This window comes from Brevundimonas sp. RM1 (assembly GCF_052907225.1).
The window spans coordinates 193,139-213,976 of record NZ_JBRERY010000004.1 but is presented as its reverse complement, the minus strand read 5'-3'; the positions used below and the strand labels follow the sequence as shown (position 1 = coordinate 213,976).

The window sequence follows — 20,838 nt, the reverse complement described above, 5'->3', positions numbered from 1 at the left end:
TTCGTTCTGTTTCCCTCCGCTCGCATCGGCAGGCTCCCATGCGCGGCATGAACGGGGTCGGTGAATCCCTGCGCGAAAGCGCGGTGTTCAACTTCGACGGCGCGGTGACGATGGTCATCGACGATTCTCCCTTTTCACTGGAGCTGACCGCCCAGGCCCTGCTCGGTTTCGGCATGAAGGTGCGTCACGCCTGCGAGAGCGCGGCCGATGCCATCTCCATCCTGCAGACTCATCCAGTCGATCTGATCCTGGTCGACTGCGAAATGCCGGGCATGAGCGGATACGAATTCGTGCGCTGGCTGCGCCGTTCCGGTCTGGAGCCGAACGCCTATACGCCTGTCATCATGACCGCCGCCCACGTGCGCCGCTCCAAGGTGTCGGATGCGCGCGATTGCGGCGCCAACTTCCTGATCACCAAGCCGTTCAGCGCGGGCGTCCTGCTGGAGCGCATCGTCTGGGTGTCGCGGGATAACCGCCCCTTCCTGGAGGTCGGCGACTATTTCGGCCCCGACCGCCGCTTCCGCAGCGAGCCCTGGCCCGGCCCCGAGCGTCGCGCCGAAGAGCGCCGCAAGACAGCCTTTGAAAAAGAACGCAGGGCGGCGGTGGAGCTATGACAGTCATCACGCACAATCGCCGTCGCAGCCGCCTGTCGACGTTGGTCGACCAGCCCGGCGGCGTCAGCGTCGGCGTCGCCCTGAACCAGGCCCGCGCCAATCTGGCCGGGCTGGAGGCCCGCAGCCGAGAGATCATTCAGGAACAGGTCACGGCCCTGGCGGCCCTGCCCGCTCCCGTCGGCATCGACGAAACCGCCCTGGACCAAGCCTACAGCCACGCTAGCGCCGTGATCGACGCGGCCGGGCCGTTTGAACTCAACGACCTGTGCGCAGCCGCGGCCAATCTGTGCGACCTGATCGACGCCGCGCCCGAGGGCCGAGCCTTTGACTGGCGCGTCGTCACGGTCCACGCTCAAGCCCTGCGCCTGCTGCTGACGCTGCCTTCCGAAGCCTCCGACGCCCGCGCCAAGGTGCTGGACAGCCTCAAGGACGTGCTCAAGGCCAAGGTTCCCGGCGCCGGAGAGCCCGAAGCCTAACCGGCCTGGGCCTTCGCGCCGCGCGTCTGCTTGCGCCACAGGGCCGCATACTCTCCCCCCTGACGCGCCACCAACTCGTGATGGGCGCCGCGTTCGACGATGCGGCCCGCCTTCAGCACCAGAATCTGATCGGCGTCGGCCACGGTCGACAGGCGATGCGCCACGACCAGGGTCGTGCGGCCGGTCCGCGCCTTGCGCAGCGTCTTCTGGATCGCCGCCTCGGTCCGACTGTCCAGCGCGCTGGTCGCCTCGTCCAAGATCAGGATGCAGGGATCGGCCAGCAGGGCGCGGGCGATGCCGACCCGCTGACGCTCGCCGCCCGACAGCTTCAGACCCCGCTCGCCGACGCGCGTGTCCATGCCTTCGGGCAGGTTGCGGATGAAGTCGGCCAGTTCCGCCGCTTCCGCCGCCGCCCAGATCGCCGCCTCGTCCGCATCGGGCCGGGCGAAGGCGATGTTGGCGGCGATAGTGTCGTTGAACAGGGCCACGTCCTGCGGCACCAGCGCCACGGCGGCCCGCAGCGACGCCTGTGTCACGCTGCGCGCGTCCCAGCCGTCGATCAGCACCGCGCCTTCCTGCGGGTCGAGCAGCCGCAAGGCCAGCTTGACGATGGTGGACTTGCCCGCCCCCGACGGCCCGACCAGGGCGGTCGTGGTGCCCGCGGGCGTGACGAAGCTGACGTCGTCCAGCCCCGCCGCCCGCGCGTCATGCCGGAAACCGACATGGTCAAACACGATTTCGGCGCCTCGCCCGCTTTCAGGACGCGGCAGATCAATGGCGTCGGGCGCGTCCGCCACCTGCGGCGCCTGACGCGTCACCTTAAGCATCTCCTCCATGTCGATGAAGGATTGGCGGATTTCTCGATACGCAAAGCCCAGAATGTTCAGCGGCGCATAGAGGGAGATCACGATCAGCACCGCCGCCGTCACATCGCCCGGCCCCATGCGCCCGGCCGCGGCCTCGAACCCGGCCATGACCGCCATGACGCCAAGGCCGACGTTCATGATCAGACCCTGGATCAGGTTCAGAGTCGCCAGCGAAGTGTTCGCCTTCAGCGACGCCTTCGCATAGGTCGCAAGGGACGCATCATAGGCCTGCGCCGCACGGCCCTCGGCGCCGAACGACTTGACGGTTTCGTAGTTCAGCAGGGCGTCGACCGACAGGCCCGCCGCCTCGCTGTCGGCGGCGTTCATGGCGCGCCGGTGCTCCAGCCGCCAGTTGGCCATGGAGAAGGTCGCGACCGCATAGACCAGCACCACGGCCACCGCCACGGCGCCGAAGCGCCAGTCGTATTTGCCGCCCAGAACCGCCGCCGCCAGCACCAGCTCCAGCACCGTCGGGCCCAGGTTGAACATCAGGATCCGCAGCAGGAAATCGACCGCGCGCGAGCCCCGGTCCATCACCCGCGACAGAGCGCCGGACCGCTTGGTCTGGTGGAAGTCCAGCGACAGGCTGAGGGCGTGGGCAAAGGTTTCGGCCGCCGTCTTGCGCTGCGCCGCCGCACGCACCGGCGCGAACACCACGTCTGACAACTGCGGCGTCGCCGCCGACAAAAAGCGCACCAGGGCCCAGCCCACGGCGAAGGCGGCGAAGCCCAGCCCCACTGACGCCGCCGGCCCCTGATCCGCTGCAAGATGATTGACCGCCGCGCCCAGGACCAACGGCGCCAGCACGCCCAGCCCCTTGCCCGCCAGGGTCAGCAGGATAGCCCCCGTCACGCGCCACGGCAGTTGCGGCGCGCCCGAACGGGCCACCACGCCGATCAAATTCTTCAGCGCCTCCAGCGTAGGCGGCGCCTCCTGTTGCGCAGGATCCGTCCCGGCGTTCACGGCCTTGCTTGCGAGGTCGCCGCGCCGTCCTGAGCGTTCACCGCGCATTGTCACGTCCCGCCGCCATCATGCCTCCGAGGCGGAACGCGCCCGCCACGTCAATCCAGGCTCGCCACGACGGCGATCAACTCATCCACCGACGCTTCATCCGTCGCCCAGGAGCAGACGAACCGCACAGAACCATCGTCGAATTGATAGCAGGCCCAACCCGCAGCGTTCAGCGCCTGATGCGCCTCGTCCGGCATCCGCACGAAGACGGTGTTCGATTCCACCGGGTGGGCCAGTACGAAGGGCGTCCGCCCCTCGATGCCGTCGGCCAGGCGCTGCGCCATCAGATTGGCGTGGGCGGCCCCCGTCAGCCAATCGCCGGATTCCAGAAGTCCCAGCATCGGCGCAGTCAGCAACCGCCCCTTGGACGCCGTCTGCCCCGCCTGCTTCAGCCGGTTGTCGATCCGGCGCGTCAACGTCTTGTCGAAGATCACCATGGCCTCGACGCAGTGCGCGCCCGCCTTGGCCCCGCCGAACGACAGCACATCGACGCCCAGGCGCGGAATGTCCTTGGGATCAAAGCCCGCCGCCACAGCGTTAGCCAGCCGCGCGCCATCCATGTGCACGCCCAGGCCCGCCCGCTTTGACGGTTCGATCAAGTGGCGAAGTTCTTCTTCGGAATAAACGGCGCCGTATTCGGTCGTTTGCGTCACACTGAGCGCCGCCGGCGGTTGACGATGCCCGACCACCGGCTCTTCCAGCGCGGCGTAGAGCGCGGCGAGGTCGATCTTGCCCGAATAGCCCGGCAGGCCGATCAAGCCGACGCCCTGGCCGAAGAATCCAGGCGCCCCCGTCTCGTCTGTACAGACGTGGGCCGCATGATGCGCCAGCACCGCCTCATAGGGTCGCGCCAACATCGACAGGCCGATGGCGTTGGCCGCAGTGCCGCTGAAGACGAAACGCACCTCGGCGTCGGCGTCCAGCGTCTGGCGGATCAAATCGGCGGCGCGCGCCGAGGTTTCGTCCGCGCCATAAGCCCGCGCAAACCCGGCGTTGGCGGCGACCAAGGCCTGAAGCGCCGAGGGCGCCATGCCCGTCGTATTGTCGGAACCGAAATCAAAACGCACGGCTCATTCTCTCCCTTGGTCCGAGGCCTCGCCCTGGACCGCACTGTCCTGGATCGGGGCCATGACGACCCGCGCGAACTTGGCGTCCTTCGCCGGCACCTCGACTTGGTGCGGGAAGGGAATCTCGATGCCGGCTTCGTCCAGGGCTTCCTTGCCCGACTGCATCAGATCGGCCTGGGTCTGCCACCAGTCGCTAGTGTTCACCCAGGCGTGCAGAGTGATCTCGACCGCGCTGTCCAGCAGGGCCGTCACCCCGGTCCAGGGCGCAGGATCCTTCAGCACCTTGTCGTGAAGCCGCGCCACCGCCGCCAGCACGTCGCGCGCCTCCTTCAGATTCTCGCCGTAGCCGACGGTGAACTTGATCTCGATCCGGCGCGTCCGCTGGCCCGTCAGGTTGATGATGACGTCGCTCAGCACCTTGGAGTTCGGAATGACGATCTTGTGGTTGTTGGCGTTCGTCAGTTGGGTGGTGAACAGGTCCAGCTTCTGCACCGTGCCCGAGGCGCCGCCCACATCGATGACCTCGCCGACGCGATAGGGGCGCAGGACCAGCAGCATCACCCCCGCCGCCACGTTCGACAGCGTGCCCTGCAACGCCAGGCCGACCGCCAGGGAGGCGGCACCCAAAACGGCGATGATGGAGGTCGTCTGCACGCCCAGCCGCTGCAGCACGGCGATCATGCCGATGATGATGACCACCACCCGCACGATCTGAACCATAAAGGCCAGCACCGTCGGATCGCGCCTAACGGCCTTGGTGCGGCCCAGCAGCTTGCGCGCAGCCCCCGACGCCCAGCGCGCCGCCACCAAGGTCAGGGCGAAGATGATCGCCGCCACCGTCAGGTTGATGGCGAAATCGCCCAGCATATCCATGGCCTTGGCCAGGATGGTCGCGTCGACGGTCAACCTCTGCTCGCCAGCGGCCACCACCTGAGCCAGGGGCTCGGCGAGGACGGCAGGGGTATGCAGGAAATTCATGAGCATGAGCCGGGTCTAACGCCTATGCAGCCGATTGGAAGCCCCGCCGGTCAAGCTTTTTCACCGGCGTTGACCCGCCCGCCGCCGCGTTCGATGGCGTCCAGCAGGTCCAGAACGGAGTCCAGGGCGTCGGCCTCCCGCGCTGGCTTGTCCCAGCGGATGCGGCTGACGCGCGGAAAGCGCATGGCCACCCCCGACTTGTGCCGCGTGGAGCGCTGCAATCCCTCGAAGGCGATCTCCAGCACCAGGCCGAAATCACGCTCGGCGCGGACGGCGCGAACAGGGCCGAAGCGATCCGTCGTGTGATCGCGGACGAACTTGTCGATCTGCTTCAACTCTTCGTCGGTGAAGCCGAAATAGGCCTTGCCGACGGGCGTCAGCGTCCCCTCCTCCGTCCAGACCCCGAAGGTGTAGTCAGAGTAGTAGCCGGAGCGTTTGCCATGCCCGCGCTGGGCGTACATCAACACGGCGTCAATGACGTGCGGATCGCGCTTCCACTTGAACCACGGCCCCTTGGGGCGACCCGCCACATAAAGGCTGTCACGACGCTTCAGCATCAACCCTTCGGCGGCGGCGCCCACAGGCGGATCGGCGCGCAAGGCCGCCAGATCGTCCCAATCTGTGAATTCCAGCAGAGGCGACAGGCCCAACCGCTCTCCGTCATGCTCGGCCGCCAGTCGCTCCAACCGCTCCCGCCGCTCGGTCAGGGGCAGTTGGCGCAGATCGGTCGCCCCTTCGGCCAACAAATCATAAGCCAAGATGCCCGCCGGATAGTCCTGAATTAGTCGGGCGCTCGCCGTCTTGCGGTTCAGCCGCTGTTGCAGGTCGCCGAAGGGCGCCACCACTCCGTCGCGGATCACCAGCAGCTCGCCGTCCACCGCTCCCTCAAAGCGCAACCCCGCCGCCACATCGGGAAAGGCGGCTGAAATCTCGTCGCCCGTGCGGGAATAGAGGCGCGTCTGACCGCCCTCGCGCACCGCCTGGACGCGAATGCCGTCCCACTTCCATTCAGCGAAGAAATCAGCGGGGTCCAGGCGCGGCAGGTCCAGCCCTTCGTCCAGAGCCGTCGCCAGCATGACCGGGCGAAACCGGCCGGGCGCATCCGCGCTGGGCTGCTCCGCCAGCCCCTCCACCCAGGCGAACAGATCCTCATAGGGCGGCCTCAGAGCGTGCCAGATTTCCTCAATATCGCCGACGGTGATGGGCGGCAGGCTTTCCGTCGCCTCACGGCCATACGGGCTGGGCGGGTCGATCACGGTCGCCGGACGCATCATGGCCACGGCCGTACGCGCCAGCCGCGCCGACAGACCGACCCGCAACCCGCCGGTCACCAATTTCAGCAAGGCCCAACGCCCCTTGGGCTCAAGCGCGTCCAGCCAACCTTCAATCAGAGACGGCGCTTCCGCGCGATCGGCCCGCATAAGGGCGTCCACCACCTCGCCCAATTCCGGCTCGCGATTGGCGCGGTGCATCGGATCGCGCGGCCAGATCAGCGCCGTCGTCTCCGCCAAGTCGCCGACATAGTCATAGGACCAGCCGAACAAGACCGGGTCCACCCGCGCCTCAACCGCCTTGCGGATCATGGCGGGCTTGGCCGTGGCGAAGCTCAGATCGCCGGTCAACGCCGCCAAGGCCCAGCCACGATCGGGATCCGACGTCGCCTTCAGATAATCGCGTAACAAAATCAGCTTCGCATTGCGCGAAGTCGTCAGCGACAGGCGATCCAACAGTTCAGCGAAGGGACGCAATCGGGCTCCAGCTCTTCAGGCGCCCCCGCACAACGGCCTAGAAGCCATAGGTTTCCCTAGACTTCCGCTTGCCGGATCAAGCGGCCGCCGCCTCGTTGCCCTGCTCCGCAAGGCGACGCAACGCGGCTCGCCCGCCTTGAGCGTGAACCATCAGGGCCGAAAGACTTCGGAAATCGATCGGCTTGTTCAGATAGGCGTCAGCACCCGCCGCCAGACCCGCCTCATGGTCTTCGTTCCGCGCAGAGGCCGACAGGAAGATGATGGGCGTCTCAGCGTTGACGCCCCCGTCTTCGCGGATCAGGCGCGTCGCAGCCAGTCCATCCATAACCGGCATGTTGACGTCCATGATGATCAGATCGAACCGCTGGTCGCGGGCGGCGTCCACCGCTTCCCGCCCATTCTCGGCCATGCTGGTGCGCCATCCCGTGGACGCCATCCAAGCCTCAAGGATCATACGGTTGACGGGGTGATCCTCGACCACCAGCACTTCCATGCCGTCGCCGGCAACGACATCGCCTTCTGCGACGGCCGCGGCCTCGGCGGCGCGCCAGGTCACCACTTCTCCTTCGACGACAAAGGTGAAGGTCGATCCTTCGCCCAGACTCGAGGTCACGGAAATTTCTCCGCCCATGATATTGGCCAGGCGACGCGAAATCGTCAGCCCCAGACCCGTTCCGCCGAACCGGCGCGTCGAGGACGCGTCCACCTGAGTAAAGGGCTGGAACAGTTGATCCATATCGTCGTCGGAAATACCCGAGCCGCTGTCAATCACGACGAACTCAAAGGCCACCCGACGTTCCGAGACACGACGCCCGCGTGTCACGAACCGCACCGTCCCCTGATCCGTGAACTTGACGGCGTTGGACAGAAGGTTCTGTACGACCTGACAGACGCGCAAAGGATCCCCCCGCACCACGGCAGGCACATCGCCCTCGAATTCCGCGACGAAATTCAGGCCCTTCGCTTCAGCCTGTGCTTCGAACGGGCCGACGATGCGACGATGCAAATCCTCCAGATTCACGTCCACCGCTTCGAAATTCATGCGCCCTGCCTCGATCTTCGTCATGTCGAGGATGTCATTCAGCAGGCTCAGCAGATTGTCGCCGGAGTTACGGATAATGGCCAGATACTCACGCTGCGCCCCTTCCAGCCGAGTGGCGCTAAGCAATTGCGCCGCGCCCAACACGCCGTTCATCGGCGTGCGCAACTCGTGGGAGATGACGCCCAGGAAGTTGGATTTCGCCTCATTGGCCGCGTCGGCCTTGTCGCGGGCGGCTTCGAGTTCCTCGATCAGATGAGCCTGATGTTCCTGGAAGGCGCGGATGCGCTCCTCGCGCAGCATGGTCATCGTCACCAGTACGAACAGGCTGGCCGCCGTGAACGGCGCCAAGGCCACAAAGGGCCAGAAGACCGGATCGCCCAGCAGATTGACGGCGATGATCGCAGCCGCCGCGCCATAAGGGGAGGAGATCAAAATAGCCTGTCGCGGCGAATTCCGCAGTTGGGCGAAGACCAGCACATAGCCCGACATCAAAAAGGCGATAGCCAGTTCACGCCCGAACATCGACGACGAGAACCAGGCCAGCAGCGGCGCCACGGCCCAGACCGCCGTGGTGGCCGTGGCCACAGCCGGGAACACCAGGCCCCAGCCGCTGCCTGCTCTTTGGCTGACTCGCTTTTCGACTTCCCCGCGCAGGGCGCCCGCCGCCAGGGTGGCCACGAACCAAACCAGACCGTGCGCCAGGCCGACCGTCGCGATCAAGCCCAGCGCCCAGCTGACGATGATGAGATAGCGCAGATAGTGAGTCTGCAGGATGGCGGTCAGGGCCTGGGCCGCTTCGCCCGGCGCTTGCGCCCCTTCCATCCCCTTTGTGAACCCGTCAGATCCAACCATCGCGACGCCCCCGCCCGCTGCAAAATGCTTCGGGTGCGGACGCTAAGGGGAAAGGTTCTAAGACGATATGAATGCGGATAACTACGTAATCCGAATTTCTTGCACGTCTGTGGGTATCAAGATTGAGCTTCCTGCGGCGTCTGCGCCCGGATCGAAAGCGCGTGAACAGGCCCGGCCAGCTCCGCCTTCAACACCGCGTTGATCGCCCGTTGGCGCTGCACGCGATTTTGCCCCGTGAAGGCCTCTGAAACGATAGTCAGCTGAAAATGGCTCTCGCCGTTGTCGCGGCCGTCAATTCCGCCCTCGTGGTGATGACCGGCGTGTTTCCAGCTGTCGTCTTCCAGATCCAGACGCACCGGAGCGAAGGCCGCAGTCAGTTTTTCGCGCATAACCGTCGCGATCGGGCCGTCAGACATGGGAACTCCTTGAAGCTGTCCAATTCGGCCTTACACTTCGGGCGATGTCTGCGTCTTTTCAATACAAGCCTCGCTTCACCGACATTCGGGTGAAGCCGCCGCGTCCCGACGAGGAACAGGAAGCGGCGGAGGATGTCCTGCGTCTCAAGCCGGGCGAGAAACCCTGCGACTGGGCCGACTGCACGCGTCCGGCCACGGCGCGCGCGCCGAAGTCGCGTGAGCAACTCAACGAGTTCTACAACTTCTGCCAAGTGCACGCGGGCCAGTACAACAAGAGCTGGAACTTCTACGCGGGCATGAACGAGGGCCAGATTCGCGCCGCTCAGGAAAACGAGGCCATGACCGGCGGCCGCCCCACCTGGCAGATGAAGGCGGGCCCGCAGACGCGCGAGGCCGCCGCCTTCGCTGCGAAGTTCGGCACGGCCAATAACTCAGGCGCCGGTTCGTGGCGCGACAGCTTCGGCCTGTTCGGTCGCAGGGTGAACGGCGACGCCCCCGTCCAGAACGATCCCCATCATGGAATGGGACGCCTTGAACGCACCGCCCTGGCCGACCTTGGCCTGGAGCCCGGCGCCGACAAGGCGGCCATTAAGGCTCGCTATCACGAGATGCTCAAGCGCTTTCACCCCGACACCAACGGCGGCGACCGTGGCGCGGAAGCCAAGCTTCAGAGCGTCATCAAGGCCTGGAAAACCTTGAAAAAGGCCGGGCACGCCTGAGCGATCGCAACAGACCGCCTTCACCCGGCAAGGCGTCAACGCGGATCATGGCCTGACCGACGGCCGAGGAATCCCAGATTTCCGCAAAGACCTCGGCCCCGGATTCGTCCAGCATCATGCGCTGTGTTTCCTGAATCGCCTCGGTGAAGCTGTCGGCCTCCAAGGGGAACATCTGGGGCGTCCTTCCGGGCGCATCATAAACATAGCAAAAATATTGCGTGTGCGTTTCCATGTCCTCTCCCCCGACGGGAGCGATGCCCAATTATTAACACCCTCTTGCCGATTTCCCGAATCACAGAACCGTTGTTTCTGACGGGCGTTGCCTCCGTGTCATTCCCCATTTGATCCCCAGGCTGGGGATAAGGAGTCCACAGATGGAAGTCTTGTACCGCGCCCACGCCACAGCCTCTGGCGGAGGTCGCGACGAAGGCCGATCGGCCACTGACGACGGCAAGATCGACGTGCGCCTGTCCGTTCCCACCGAAATGGGCGGCAAGGGCGGCGATGGAACCAACCCAGAGCAGCTTTTCGCCACGGGTTACGCCGCTTGTTACCTCGGCGCCCTGCGGCTGGTCTCAGGCAAGGCGGGCACGCCGGTCGGCCCCGACACCAAGGTCGCGGCCGGGATCGGTTTCGGCCAGAACACGCGCGGCGAAGGCTTCAATCTCGACGTGACCCTGCGGGTGTCGGGCCATGGCCTGGATCGCGCGGTGATCGACGACCTGATCCAGAAGGCGCACCAGGTCTGCCCCTATTCCAACGCCACGCGCGGCAACGTCGACGTGGACCTGTCGGCGGAATAGAGCGACCGGCCCAGGGCGAATAATCCATCCGGCCCCTCGCGCGTGTTGAGCCGCGCGCGCGAGGGCGCTAGGTGGATGGCCATGACCTCTCCGCTCGACGCCTCCCCCGATCCGCTCGTCATCCTTGAACCGCACCGCAAGGTCACGCTGAAGGAAGCGTTCGGCATCGACTCCGACATGGTCGTGCCCGCCTTCGAAACGCGCGACAGCCACGTGCCCGAGATCGACGAATCCTATCGCTTCGATCCCCAGACGACGCTCGCCATCTGCGCGGGCTTCGCCTACGACCGCCGCGTGATGGTTCAGGGCTATCACGGCACCGGCAAGTCGACCCACATCGAGCAGGTCGCCGCCCGCCTGAACTGGCCCATGGTTCGCGTCAACCTGGACGCCCACGTCAGCCGCATCGACCTGATCGGCAAGGACGCCATCGTCCTGAAGGAAGGCAAGCAGATCACCGAATTCCGCGAGGGCATCCTGCCCTGGGCGCTGCAGCGCCCGGTCGCCCTGGTGTTCGACGAATATGACGCGGGCCGCCCCGACGTCATGTTCGTCATCCAGCGGGTACTGGAGGCGCAGGGCCGCCTGACCCTGCTGGACCAGAACCGCGTCATCCGCCCGAACAAGTGGTTCCGCCTGTTCGCCACCTCGAACACGGTCGGCCTAGGCGACACCACGGGCCTGTACCACGGCGCCCAGCAGATCAACCAGGCGCAGTTGGACCGCTGGAACATCGTCACGACGCTCAACTATCTCGACCACGACGTCGAGGCCGAAATCGTCGCCGCCAAGGTGCCGGAGTGGAACGACGCCGAGGGCAAGCGCCGCATCGCCGCCATGGTCCGCGTCGCTGACATGACCCGCAACGCCTTCATGAACGGCGACATCTCGACGGTCATGTCGCCCCGCACGGTCATCACCTGGGCCCAGAACGCCATCATCTTCGACGGCGACGTGGCCCTGAGCTTCCGCCTGACCTTCCTGAACAAGTGCGACGAGCTGGAGCGGCCGACCATCGCCGAATTCTATCAGCGCGCCTTCGGCGAAGACCTGCCGGAATCCGCCACCCGGGTGAAGATCGGCTAAAGGGTTCCCCCTCGCGCAATTGAGAAGGCCGCCTTCCCGATCCGGAAGGCGGCCTTTTTCTTAGCGAAGTCCCGAGACGAACATCCTCGGACGTGAACGCCGCACCAGCCACAGGTTCACCGTGGCCGTCGCCAGCACCAGCGCCGCCACAGCCTGGTGCAGCACGCCGAGCGTCACCGGCACGGCATGGATAAGCGTCAGGACGCCCAGTCCCGCCTGCAGCCACAGCGCGCCCGCCAGAACCAGGGCCGAAGCGCCTAGCCCCTCGCCTAAACGCCCGCGCAGAGCCTGGACCGCATAGAAGGTACCCGCGAACAGCAGCAGATAGGCGCCGATCCGGTGGTTCAACTGCACCAGCCCTTGATCGTGCAGGAAGGCCAGCGCCCCCTGCCCCCACTCGACCGGCGGGAACAGGGCGCCGTTCATCATCGGCCAGTCGGTGTAGATCATGCCCGCCTTGGCCCCGGCCACCAGACCGCCGAGCAGGCACTGGAAGAAGACGCCGCCCAGCAGCAGGCCCGCGCCCCAGCTCCAGCCGCGCGGCGCGCGCGTGAAGTCCGAACCCGACCAGGCCTCTAGCCCCGTCCAGATCAGGCCGGCGAAGATCAGAAAGGCCAGGCCCAGGTGGGTCGTCAGCCGCTCCGGGGCCACATCGATGCGCTCAGCCAGGCCGCTGGACACCATCCACCAGCCGATCAGCCCCTGCAGGCCGCCCAGGGCCAGCAGGATCGCACAGCGTCCGATCAGACGACGCGGCATGGCGCGGAAGGCCAGGAACAGGACGAAGGGCACGGCGAAGACCACGCCGATCAGCCGCCCCAGCAAACGGTGCGCCCATTCCCACCAGAAGATGTACTGGAACTCGGCCATGCTCATGCCGGCGTTGACCTCGACGTACTGAGGAATGGCCTTGTACTTGTCGAACGCCTCGACCCAGTCGGCGTGGTTCATCGGCGGCAGGGCGCCCATGATGGGTTTCCATTCCGTGATCGACAGGCCCGAGCCGGTCAGTCGCGTCGCGCCCCCGACCACCACCATCGCGAACACCAAGGTCGCGCAGAAAAACAGCCACAGCGCCACCGCGCGGCTGTGGTCCAATTCACCAAAACGCTTCATTCGACGCCTGCCGTTCGCCCCGATATGCTTGCCGCCTCTTTCACAGGCGGCGGAACCGAGGGATATGCCCCTCCCGCGAGGCAAGATCGAGTCGGTTTCTACGCCAAAGCGTCGCACAACATTCAAGGGGAGCGCCAAGCGGTGCAATATGTCGAGATCGCCATCGCCTTGGCCGGGGCCCTGGGCCTGGCCTGGATCGCCGACCTGCTGACCGGGCGGCGCGGCCTGGGCGGGACCATTCTGGTCGCCCTGGTCAGCGGCGCCTGCGGCGCCTTCCTGGCCGTGCGGGTGTTCGCCGTGGCCACTCTGTCCGACTGGGAATGGCTGCCCTGGGCCTTTGCCGCCGTTGTCCTGGGCCTGGTCGCCTTCTTCCTGTTCCGGAGCAAGCGCTGATGCCTCCTCGCGCCCGCCGCTTCGTCGCCACCCTGGCCGTCGTCTTTTTCCTGGCTTTCTGGGTGTGGGGCGCCGTGACCCTTCATGACCATCTGCCGGACGCCTGGTGGATCGACCTGATCTTCTTCGCCGTGGCGGGGATCGGCTGGGGCGTGCCGCTCATTCCTCTGCTGCGCTGGGCCGAGCGTGAGCCTAAATAGGCTTTGGCTTCAGCGGTCGTCGGGAGAAGAGAGCATGCCTCACAGGGAAACCCACCGGGTCGAGCGCATAGGCTGGCTCAGAGCGGCGGTGCTCGGCGCCAATGACGGCTTGGTCTCGACCGCGAGCCTGATCGTAGGGGTGGCGGCAGCGGCGTCCAGCCAAGGCGCAGTTCTGATCGCGGGGGTCGCGGGTCTGGCCGCCGGCGCCATGTCCATGGCCGCAGGCGAATACGTCTCAGTCAGTTCCCAGTCCGACACTGAAAAGGCCGATCTCGCACGCGAAACTTCCGAACTGGCCAGGGATCACGAGGCCGAGGTGCGGGAATTGGCCGGGATCTACGCCGCTCGCGGCGTCACGCCCGATCTGGCGACAGAGGTCGCGAAACAGATGATGGCGCACGACGCTCTCGGCGCCCACGCCCGCGATGAGTTGGGCATATCCGAAATCACCACCGCCCGTCCTATCCAGGCGGCGATCACTTCGGCCGTGACCTTCTCGGCCGGAGCCGCCCTGCCCCTGGTCGTGGCCGCCTTGGCGCCCTTGGCCGGTCTGGCTCTATGGGTCGCAGGATCGGCGTTGCTAGGCCTGGCTCTGCTAGGAGCCTTGGGCGCAAAGGCCGGAGGCGCGCCCATCGGCCCCTCAGTCGCGCGCGTGGTCTTCTGGGGCGCGCTCGCCATGGGCATAACGGCAGGCGTCGGTCGCCTGTTCGGCGTCGTCGCCTAAATCCACGCCACAGTTCTCGAACGGCGCCGCACCCTCTACTTGCTTAAGCCTGCAAGGCGGCCCTTCAACGGCGATGGGCGCCTTGGCGGCCGATCCGTTCGCATGAACCCGTTCAAGGTCGCTCGCGCAAATAGAGATACAGCGGCAGGGAAAGCGAGAGCCCGACCAGGCAACTCGCTGGGAGCACCAGCCACCAGCGGCTGACATGGTTTCTGGACGCATCCCGCCAGGACCACACCAGGAAGACCGCTATCGAGATCAGGACGTCCGCGGAAAACCCGCCGGCGGCGCCGTTCGCGAACAGGGACTTCAAGAACAACAGAACATCCGGCCCGTTCTCGAAAAAGAACGCGCCGAAGAACAGCCAAGGGACGATGGCGCCGATCACAGCCATGGCCAGATAGAAACGTCTGACGGTCACATCGCTCTCCCTTGCAATCAGAAGCGTCACCTTAGCGTCAAACGGCCCTTCGAACCAGTCAGCATGTACGGGAACGCAATGCGGGAGAGGCCTAGTATTTCCGCAAAGATGACGCCGCGCCGCGTGAGATGATTACATGCGGCGCCTCAAGACGAGAGGCGAAGCCCCAGGCCCGGCGATCCCAACCGCTGCACAACGTTCGTCGGGCCTGCCATCCCCGCGCCACGCCGTTTTTGGCGCGTAGACCGATAGATTCGGGCAGAAATTTGGCGCCTATGCAGTGCCGAAATGGAACCCAATTCTTAACAAACGGTTAACGCCAATGCCGACAGACTCAGGGATCATGAAATCTCCCCTGTCACGCGAATACAGTATGCAGGTAGCGTTGTTCAAGCAATTGTAAACAACCATCAAGGCTGAAGGCGATGACAGACGATCGCTTTTCTTATGCGCCGCAGAACGACGCCAAAACCACCAAGCGGATCGCCGTATCAGGCGGTGCCGGTTTTCTGGGATCGCATCTATGCGGGCGACTGGTTGACGCCGGCCATCATGTGACCTGCATTGATAATTTCCATACGGGTCGGCACGCGAACGTCGCTCATCTGATGAGTTCGGATCGCTTCCACCTGGTGGCGCAGGACATCAATGAGCCGCTGGACGACGCGCTGGGCCGCTTCGATCAGATCTACAATCTGGCCTGCCCCGCCTCCCCGGTTCACTACCAATATGATCGGGTGAAGACGGCCATGACCTGCTCGATCGGCACGCTGAACCTGCTGAAGCGTGCGGCGGCGGACGGCGCACGCTTCTTTCAGGCCTCGACCTCGGAAATCTATGGCGACCCGGAAATCCACCCGCAGGTGGAGAGCTATCGCGGCAACGTCAACACAGTGGGCCCTCGCTCCTGCTACGACGAAGGCAAGCGGTTCGCCGAGACCCTGGTGACGGACTTCGGCCAGCAGCACGGCCTGACCACGCGGATCGTCCGCATCTTCAACACCTATGGACCGCGAATGCACCCCGACGACGGGCGGGTGGTGTCGAACTTCATCGTCCAGGCTCTGGTCGGCAACGACATCACCATCTACGGCACGGGCGAGCAGACGCGCTCCTTCTGCTTCGTTGACGACCTGATCGAAGGGTTCGTCCGCCTGATGGACACGGACGAGGATATCGACGGACCGGTCAACATCGGCAATCCGAGCGAGATCACGGTCAATGAGCTGGCTCATCAGGTCATCGCCCTGGCAGGGTCGCGCTCGCGATTGGTCTATCACCCGCTGCCGATCGACGATCCGCGCCGTCGCAAGCCCGACATCTCCAGGGCGCTGACCCACCTGCACTGGTCGCCCCAGGTGCCGCTGCAGGACGGGCTCAAACAGACCATCGCCTATTTCACCGCCGAGCTTCAGGGCGAGAGGGTCGCCCAGCGCGGCGCCGCCGCGTCGTGAGACGGCGGACCGACGAAACACCACGGGACAGAGCAACCACCACCGACTTATTGGGCAAAATAACTGGGCGAGCGGCGTGATGAACACTCAAGATCCGAACTGGGCGACCCTGCTGGTCTGGTTGTTCGCTCTTTCCCAGATCCTCTATCTCGGCAGCTTCCTGCTGGAGATGTACTTCCGCTCGCTGCGCGTCGAGCGCGTGGACATGAGCGAGCCCCTGCCGGCCAGCGAGGCGGACTATCCCTTTATCGTCCTGCTGTATCCCGTGCTGCGGGAGCTGGAGAGCACGATGGAGACGACGTTCACGTCTCTGGCCAAGCTGGACTACCCCGCCGACCGCTATCGCGTCCTGGCCATCCCCAACAGCAACGACGCCGAGACCATCGCCAGCCTGCAGCGGCTGAGCCGGGCCTATCCCTTCGTCGAGATCCTGGCGGTGCCGCCGACCAGCGACGCCAGCTGGGACATGGTGTGGAACGCCTGGGACCGGAATCCGAAGGCCTATTGGTGGCACAGCGGCAAGCGCGCCGGGGTCAAGGATCTGCCGCCCAAGAAGACGCGCCAGCTGATCTACGCCACCTATCATGTAGCCGAGACCTATAAGGACAAGAGCGGGCTGACGATCGACTACATCGACGCCGACAGCTGCCCGCCGGCCGACCACTTCAAGGCGGCCGCCATCGGTCTTCGCCGGTTCGACGTGCTGCAGGCCCGCAATGTGGCGGGCAATCTGAACGCCAGCCTGGCCGCCGCCTTCCACGCCTTCGACCACATGACGTGGGACGGCGCCAAATACGGCCACCTGTCCGATCCGAAGCAACCCTACTGGGTGCTGGGCAAGGGCCTGTTCTTCAAGGTCGACGACCTGATCGAACTGGGAAGCTTCCACCCCTGGATCGCCATCGAAGACCCCGAGGTCGGCCAGCGCTTCTGGAAGAACGGCCGGACGCTGGGCATCATCGAAGGCTCGCTGATCGAAGAGGTGCCCGAGACCTTCCGCGAAGGGATCACCCAGAGGAAACGCTGGGTCGCCGGCTTCTTCCAGAGCCTGACGACGCCGCTGAAGGAGATGGACTTCAGCTTCGGCGAACGGGTCCGCGTGTGGATGAACTTCCTGCCCTGCATGTCCATGTGGGTGAACACCCTGGGCATCCCCCTGGGCGTCTGGGCGGCCTGGCGGTTCTTTCAGGGCGACGATTTCCTGCCGCTGTGGCTGGTGATCCTGTCGATCTTCAACATCGTCGCCTTCTCGATCCTGATGATCGGCCTCTACATCAAGACGTGGCGGCGGACCGACCTGGTGCTGGACGGCGCAGGCGCGCGCATCGGCTACATGCTGATGGTCAATCCGATCTTCATCATGGTCTGGTGGTGCGTCTGGATCATCCCGCTGACGCTGGGCTTCGTCATGTATGTGCGGGACAGCGGCCTGGCCTGGCAACGAACCGAGAAGATCGACGCCAACAACACCCTCGTCCGCACCAAGCTGGATGAGTTCGGCGCCCTTCGTCATCACCAGCACTAAGCAGACGGTCATGGACAAGCACATTCTCATCACCGGCGGGGCGGGCTTCATCGGCTCGCACCTGGTCGACGCCATGCTGGCGCGCGGCTATCGCGTGACGGTCCTGGACAGTCTGTCGCCCCAGGTTCACGGCGACGCCGAAATGGATGCGGACGGGTGGCCCGTCTACCTCGACGCACGGGCGCGCCGCATCAAGGGCGACCTGTTGGAAGACGGGGTGTTCGAGGCGGCGCTGAACGGCGTGACCCACCTGGCCCACCTCGCCGCCTCGGTCGGCGTGGGTCAGAGCATGACCAACATCGTCGACTACACCCGCAACAACGTCATGGCGGCGGCCGTCATGCTGGAGACCCTGTCCCAGCGCCCGCACACGGTCGAGCGGATCGCCGTCGCCTCGTCCATGTCGATCTATGGCGAGGGGGACTACGTCCGTCCTTCGACCGGCGCCCATGTGACCACCGACATCCGCCCGCACGCCCAGCTGGAGGCGCGTCATTGGGATCTGATGGTCGACGGCGAACCGCTGGAGCCCTGCCCCACGCCGGAAGAGAAGCTGCTGCAGCCCAACTCCATCTATGCGGTGAACAAGCGCGACCATGAGGAGATGTTCCTGTCGGTCGGCCGGGCCCTGCGCATCCCCACCGTGGCCCTGCGGCTGTTCAACGCCTATGGCTCGCGCCAGGCCCTGAGCAATCCCTATACGGGCGTGGCGGCCATCTTCATCTCGCGGCTGATGAACGATCAGCCGCCGCTGGTGTTCGAGGACGGGCGGCAGATGCGCGACTTCGTCCATGTGCAGGATGTGGCCGAGGCCTTCGCCACGGTGCTGGATGACGACCGCGAGATTTGGGACGTGTTCAATGTCGGCAGCGGCGCGCCTGTCTCCATCAACGAGATCGCAGGCGTCCTGGCACGGCTGCTGGGCAAGAACATCGCACCGGAAGTGCTGAACCGTTATCGGGTCGGGGATATCCGTCACTGCTTCGGCGACATCTCCAAGATCGAGCGCACCTTCGGCTTCACGCCTCGGCGGTCGATGGACGAGGGCATGGAGGAGTTGATTTCCTGGGTGTCGCACACCCGCGCCCCCATTGACCGAAGCGCAGAAAGTCTGGAACAACTGTCCAGGGGAAGGTTGGTCGTCTGACAGATTTCCCGCCTGTTCTGTATGCGTTTTGTAGTGTCTCCGCCGGCGTCGCCAGCATCTGGCGCGTTCGATACTTCGCAAGGAACTGACCCATGCCTCACCGTCGACGCCCGATGACTTCCCTGGCCGCACCAGCGGCGGCGGCCCTCGTCTGCGCGGGCGTCGCCTGGGTCGGGCCGGCCTCGGCGCAAAGCGATGTGACCGTGTTCGCGGGCGGCCAGTTGGACGTCGCCGACAGCGCCTATGCCGGAGCGACGATCGGCCTGCCCGGCTCGGTCGATTCGAAGGGTTTTGCGGTGCGCGGCTCGGTCTACACCGGCAGCTACGACTACAACTCGGGTCCGAATGAGATCGCCGCCGACTTCACCGGCGCCCAGGCGGAGCTGATCTATCGTTTCGGCAACGGCCCGACCTGGGGCAGCGTCGGCATCGGCTATCGCTATGTCGATACCGACCTCAGCCCCGCCGATCCCGGCAATCGGCGCGACGGCGGCCAGGGCGGCGTCATCGTCTCCCTGGACGGCGGCCATGTCTCCGGCCCCTGGCGGGTCGACTGGTACGGCTCCTACGGTTTCGAACTGGACGATTACAACGCCCTGGCCAGCCTGACCCATCAGGTCGGCTCATCCGGCCGCGTGCGCCTGGGCATGGAGGTCGCGGCCGAAGGCGACACCAACTACAACGCCTATCACATCGGTCCCGTGGCCGGGTTCAAGCTGAACGACAAGTCAGAAATCCAAGTTTCTGTGGGCCTGAGCGACGGCGATCAACGCAGTTCGCAGGCCTATGTTCGGCTCGGTTTCTATCGAAGCTTCTAGAACGAAGAGCCGGAAGAGCGAACGATTACCGGCTCAGCTCATGGAAACACCGTTTTCGCGCCCAACTTCCCGTCCCTGACGCCTCTTAAGATTGCGCCTTAACGAGAAGTTAGGCGTAGTAAGGCAGCCTTCTCGCGTTCCTGAGGAGGTGCAGCCGAATGCTGCCGCGACCCACCAGACGAGCCTTCATCGGCGCCGCCGCGCTTGCGCCCGCCCTTGGACTGGCGGCGTGGCGTCCTGTGCGCGAAGGCCTTCCGCTGGATCCTCCGCCTGTGAAGACCGCCACCCTCGCCGACGCCGCCAGCGCGCAGGGCCGATATTTCGGCGCCGCCGTCCGAGCCGAACAACTGCGTCAGAACGCCGAACTGCGCGGCGCGGTCCTGCGCGACTGTCAGGTGCTGACGCCTGAAATCCATCTGAAGTGGAACTCCCTGGAATGGCGCAAGGGCGAGTTCAACTTCGCCCCGGTCGACGATCTGCTCGACTTCTCGCAAAGCCACGGCATGCAGGTGCGCGGCCACACCCTGCTGTGGGATCAGGGCACGCCCGACTGGGCCAGGCAGGAGATGCTGCGGCGTCGAGACTGGTCGCTGATGTCCGGGCACCTGGAGCGCGTGCTCAAGCGATACGGCGACCGCATCGCCGACTGGGACGTCATCAACGAGCCGATCGACACCCAGGGCGGGGCGGGCGGCCTGAGACGCAACGTCTTCCACCGCGCCTTCGGCCCGACCTATATCGAGCGCGTGCTGGAAGAGGCGCGCGCGCTCGCGCCCAAGGCTCATCTGGTCGTCAACGACTACGGTTTTGAATACGACAATCCCGTGGACCAGGCCCGGCGCAAGGCCATTGTCGCGCTGGCGCGACGGCTGCGCGCCTCGGGCACGCCGCTGAACGGCATCGGCGTTCAGGCGCACCTAGACCTGTCCAAGGGACCGCTGGCGGCCGACGGCCTGCGCGACATGACGCAGCAGTTGGTCGATCTGGGGCTGGAGATCACGATCACCGAACTGGACGTGAAGGAATCCAGCTTCCACGGCACGGCGGCCGCGCGCGATCAGAAGGTCGCCGATGAGACGCGCCGCTATCTAGAGACCATGCTGGCCTTCACCCAGGTCCGCGGCGTCGTCACCTGGGGCCTGAGCGATCGCCACTCCTGGCTGTCCGAGCCCCCGCAACGTCAGTATGCGGACGCTCCGCCGAACCGCGGCCTGCCTTATGACGTCGATTACCGGCCCAAACCGATGTACCACGCCCTATCTGAGGCGTTGCGCCTGAGCGCCTAGCTCCCAACCTTTACTTTTGCTGCATTTTCAGGCCAGGAAACGGGCACCCTTTCCGCTTATCCCGCGTTAGGGACGC

Annotated in this window: 22 protein-coding genes; 13 read left to right on the top strand and 9 right to left on the bottom strand. The window is 65.4% G+C overall.

What is annotated here, in order from left to right:
* Positions 1–38: 38 nt before the first annotated feature.
* Together ACU5AP_RS06590 and ACU5AP_RS06585 are read left to right on the top strand one after the other, a co-directional pair.
* Complete coding sequence (locus ACU5AP_RS06590) at positions 39–614, top strand: response regulator (RefSeq protein ID WP_003165280.1); 576 nt, start codon at positions 39–41, stop codon at positions 612–614.
* A complete protein-coding gene (locus ACU5AP_RS06585) occupies positions 611–1,090 on the top strand; it encodes a general secretion pathway protein GspK (protein WP_003165281.1) in 480 nt (159 codons plus the stop codon). Before ACU5AP_RS06590 ends, ACU5AP_RS06585 begins: the two co-directional genes overlap by 4 nt.
* Here ACU5AP_RS06585 and ACU5AP_RS06580 read toward each other — a convergent pair.
* The 6 genes from ACU5AP_RS06580 to ACU5AP_RS06555 all read right to left on the bottom strand — a co-directional run bounded on the left by ACU5AP_RS06580 (position 1,087) and on the right by ACU5AP_RS06555 (position 9,070).
* On the bottom strand, positions 1,087–2,967 hold the full coding sequence (locus ACU5AP_RS06580) for an ABCB family ABC transporter ATP-binding protein/permease (RefSeq protein WP_191001971.1): 1,881 nt from the start codon (positions 2,965–2,967) through the stop codon (positions 1,087–1,089). The two genes, ACU5AP_RS06585 and ACU5AP_RS06580, sit on opposite strands and share 4 nt — an antisense overlap.
* A gap of 50 nt (positions 2,968–3,017) precedes the next feature.
* Positions 3,018–4,034, bottom strand: a complete 1,017-nt coding sequence (locus ACU5AP_RS06575) for a threonine aldolase family protein (protein WP_128720181.1) — start codon at positions 4,032–4,034, stop codon at positions 3,018–3,020.
* A gap of 3 nt (positions 4,035–4,037) precedes the next feature.
* Complete coding sequence (locus ACU5AP_RS06570) at positions 4,038–5,012, bottom strand: mechanosensitive ion channel family protein (protein WP_003165284.1); 975 nt, start codon at positions 5,010–5,012, stop codon at positions 4,038–4,040.
* Between the two features lie 50 nt (positions 5,013–5,062).
* On the bottom strand, positions 5,063–6,760 hold the full coding sequence (locus tag ACU5AP_RS06565; protein ID WP_128720182.1) for a cisplatin damage response ATP-dependent DNA ligase: 1,698 nt from the start codon (positions 6,758–6,760) through the stop codon (positions 5,063–5,065).
* A gap of 76 nt (positions 6,761–6,836) precedes the next feature.
* Positions 6,837–8,624 (bottom strand): response regulator, encoded by a 1,788-nt coding sequence (locus ACU5AP_RS06560; protein ID WP_446680974.1) that lies wholly within the window; start codon positions 8,622–8,624, stop codon positions 6,837–6,839.
* A 146-nt stretch (positions 8,625–8,770) separates the two neighbouring features.
* On the bottom strand, positions 8,771–9,070 hold the full coding sequence (locus ACU5AP_RS06555) for a BolA family protein (protein ID WP_128720184.1): 300 nt from the start codon (positions 9,068–9,070) through the stop codon (positions 8,771–8,773).
* A gap of 44 nt (positions 9,071–9,114) precedes the next feature.
* Between ACU5AP_RS06555 and ACU5AP_RS06550 the strand changes: the two genes are divergently transcribed.
* A complete protein-coding gene (locus ACU5AP_RS06550; protein ID WP_003165289.1) occupies positions 9,115–9,789 on the top strand; it encodes a J domain-containing protein in 675 nt (224 codons plus the stop codon).
* Here the strand turns inward: ACU5AP_RS06550 and ACU5AP_RS06545 are convergent.
* On the bottom strand, positions 9,749–10,021 hold the full coding sequence (locus ACU5AP_RS06545) for a hypothetical protein (protein WP_003165290.1): 273 nt from the start codon (positions 10,019–10,021) through the stop codon (positions 9,749–9,751). The two genes, ACU5AP_RS06550 and ACU5AP_RS06545, sit on opposite strands and share 41 nt — an antisense overlap.
* A gap of 142 nt (positions 10,022–10,163) precedes the next feature.
* Here ACU5AP_RS06545 and ACU5AP_RS06540 point away from each other — a divergent pair, with 142 nt between their 5' ends.
* Together ACU5AP_RS06540 and cobS are read left to right on the top strand one after the other, a co-directional pair.
* Positions 10,164–10,592, top strand: a complete 429-nt coding sequence (locus ACU5AP_RS06540; protein ID WP_088409803.1) for an organic hydroperoxide resistance protein — start codon at positions 10,164–10,166, stop codon at positions 10,590–10,592.
* A gap of 75 nt (positions 10,593–10,667) precedes the next feature.
* The gene (gene cobS / locus ACU5AP_RS06535; protein ID WP_181409289.1) at positions 10,668–11,678 is read left to right on the top strand and encodes a cobaltochelatase subunit CobS; all 1,011 of its coding nucleotides are present in this window, start codon (positions 10,668–10,670) and stop codon (positions 11,676–11,678) included.
* A gap of 60 nt (positions 11,679–11,738) precedes the next feature.
* Here the strand turns inward: cobS and ACU5AP_RS06530 are convergent, their stop codons facing one another.
* Positions 11,739–12,794, bottom strand: a complete 1,056-nt coding sequence (locus tag ACU5AP_RS06530) for a COX15/CtaA family protein (protein WP_088409804.1) — start codon at positions 12,792–12,794, stop codon at positions 11,739–11,741.
* A 141-nt stretch (positions 12,795–12,935) separates the two neighbouring features.
* Between ACU5AP_RS06530 and ACU5AP_RS06525 the strand changes: the two genes are divergently transcribed.
* Genes ACU5AP_RS06525 through ACU5AP_RS06515 form a run of 3 tightly spaced genes read left to right on the top strand, consistent with a single transcriptional unit; the run spans position 12,936 to position 14,111 of the window.
* Positions 12,936–13,187, top strand: coding sequence for a hypothetical protein (locus ACU5AP_RS06525; protein ID WP_003165294.1), 252 nt, complete (start codon positions 12,936–12,938; stop codon positions 13,185–13,187).
* Positions 13,187–13,387, top strand: a complete 201-nt coding sequence (locus ACU5AP_RS06520; protein WP_138141303.1) for a DUF2842 domain-containing protein — start codon at positions 13,187–13,189, stop codon at positions 13,385–13,387. Before ACU5AP_RS06525 ends, ACU5AP_RS06520 begins: the two co-directional genes overlap by 1 nt.
* 34 nt (positions 13,388–13,421) lie before the next feature.
* Positions 13,422–14,111: a VIT1/CCC1 transporter family protein gene (locus ACU5AP_RS06515; RefSeq protein WP_128720188.1), complete on the top strand. Its 690-nt coding sequence runs from the start codon at positions 13,422–13,424 to the stop codon at positions 14,109–14,111.
* Positions 14,112–14,223: 112 nt separating this feature from the next.
* Here the strand turns inward: ACU5AP_RS06515 and ACU5AP_RS06510 are convergent, their stop codons facing one another.
* Positions 14,224–14,562 (bottom strand): DUF2834 domain-containing protein, encoded by a 339-nt coding sequence (locus ACU5AP_RS06510; RefSeq protein WP_317984215.1) that lies wholly within the window; start codon positions 14,560–14,562, stop codon positions 14,224–14,226.
* Positions 14,563–14,957: 395 nt separating this feature from the next.
* Between ACU5AP_RS06510 and ACU5AP_RS06505 the strand changes: the two genes are divergently transcribed.
* The 5 genes from ACU5AP_RS06505 to ACU5AP_RS06485 all read left to right on the top strand — a co-directional run bounded on the left by ACU5AP_RS06505 (position 14,958) and on the right by ACU5AP_RS06485 (position 20,762).
* Complete coding sequence (locus ACU5AP_RS06505) at positions 14,958–15,986, top strand: UDP-glucuronic acid decarboxylase family protein (protein ID WP_046654134.1); 1,029 nt, start codon at positions 14,958–14,960, stop codon at positions 15,984–15,986.
* A 79-nt stretch (positions 15,987–16,065) separates the two neighbouring features.
* Positions 16,066–17,511 (top strand): glycosyltransferase family 2 protein, encoded by a 1,446-nt coding sequence (locus tag ACU5AP_RS06500; RefSeq protein WP_040345609.1) that lies wholly within the window; start codon positions 16,066–16,068, stop codon positions 17,509–17,511.
* A complete protein-coding gene (locus tag ACU5AP_RS06495; protein ID WP_312120000.1) occupies positions 17,477–18,658 on the top strand; it encodes an NAD-dependent epimerase/dehydratase family protein in 1,182 nt (393 codons plus the stop codon). The genes ACU5AP_RS06500 and ACU5AP_RS06495 overlap by 35 nt, the downstream gene beginning before the upstream one ends.
* Before the next feature lie 92 nt (positions 18,659–18,750).
* Entirely contained in the window at positions 18,751–19,476 is a 726-nt protein-coding gene (gene bcsS, locus ACU5AP_RS06490) for a cellulose biosynthesis protein BcsS (RefSeq protein ID WP_081461886.1), read from the top strand.
* Positions 19,477–19,634: 158 nt separating this feature from the next.
* A complete protein-coding gene (locus tag ACU5AP_RS06485) occupies positions 19,635–20,762 on the top strand; it encodes an endo-1,4-beta-xylanase (RefSeq protein ID WP_128720191.1) in 1,128 nt (375 codons plus the stop codon).
* Positions 20,763–20,838: the final 76 nt, after the last annotated feature.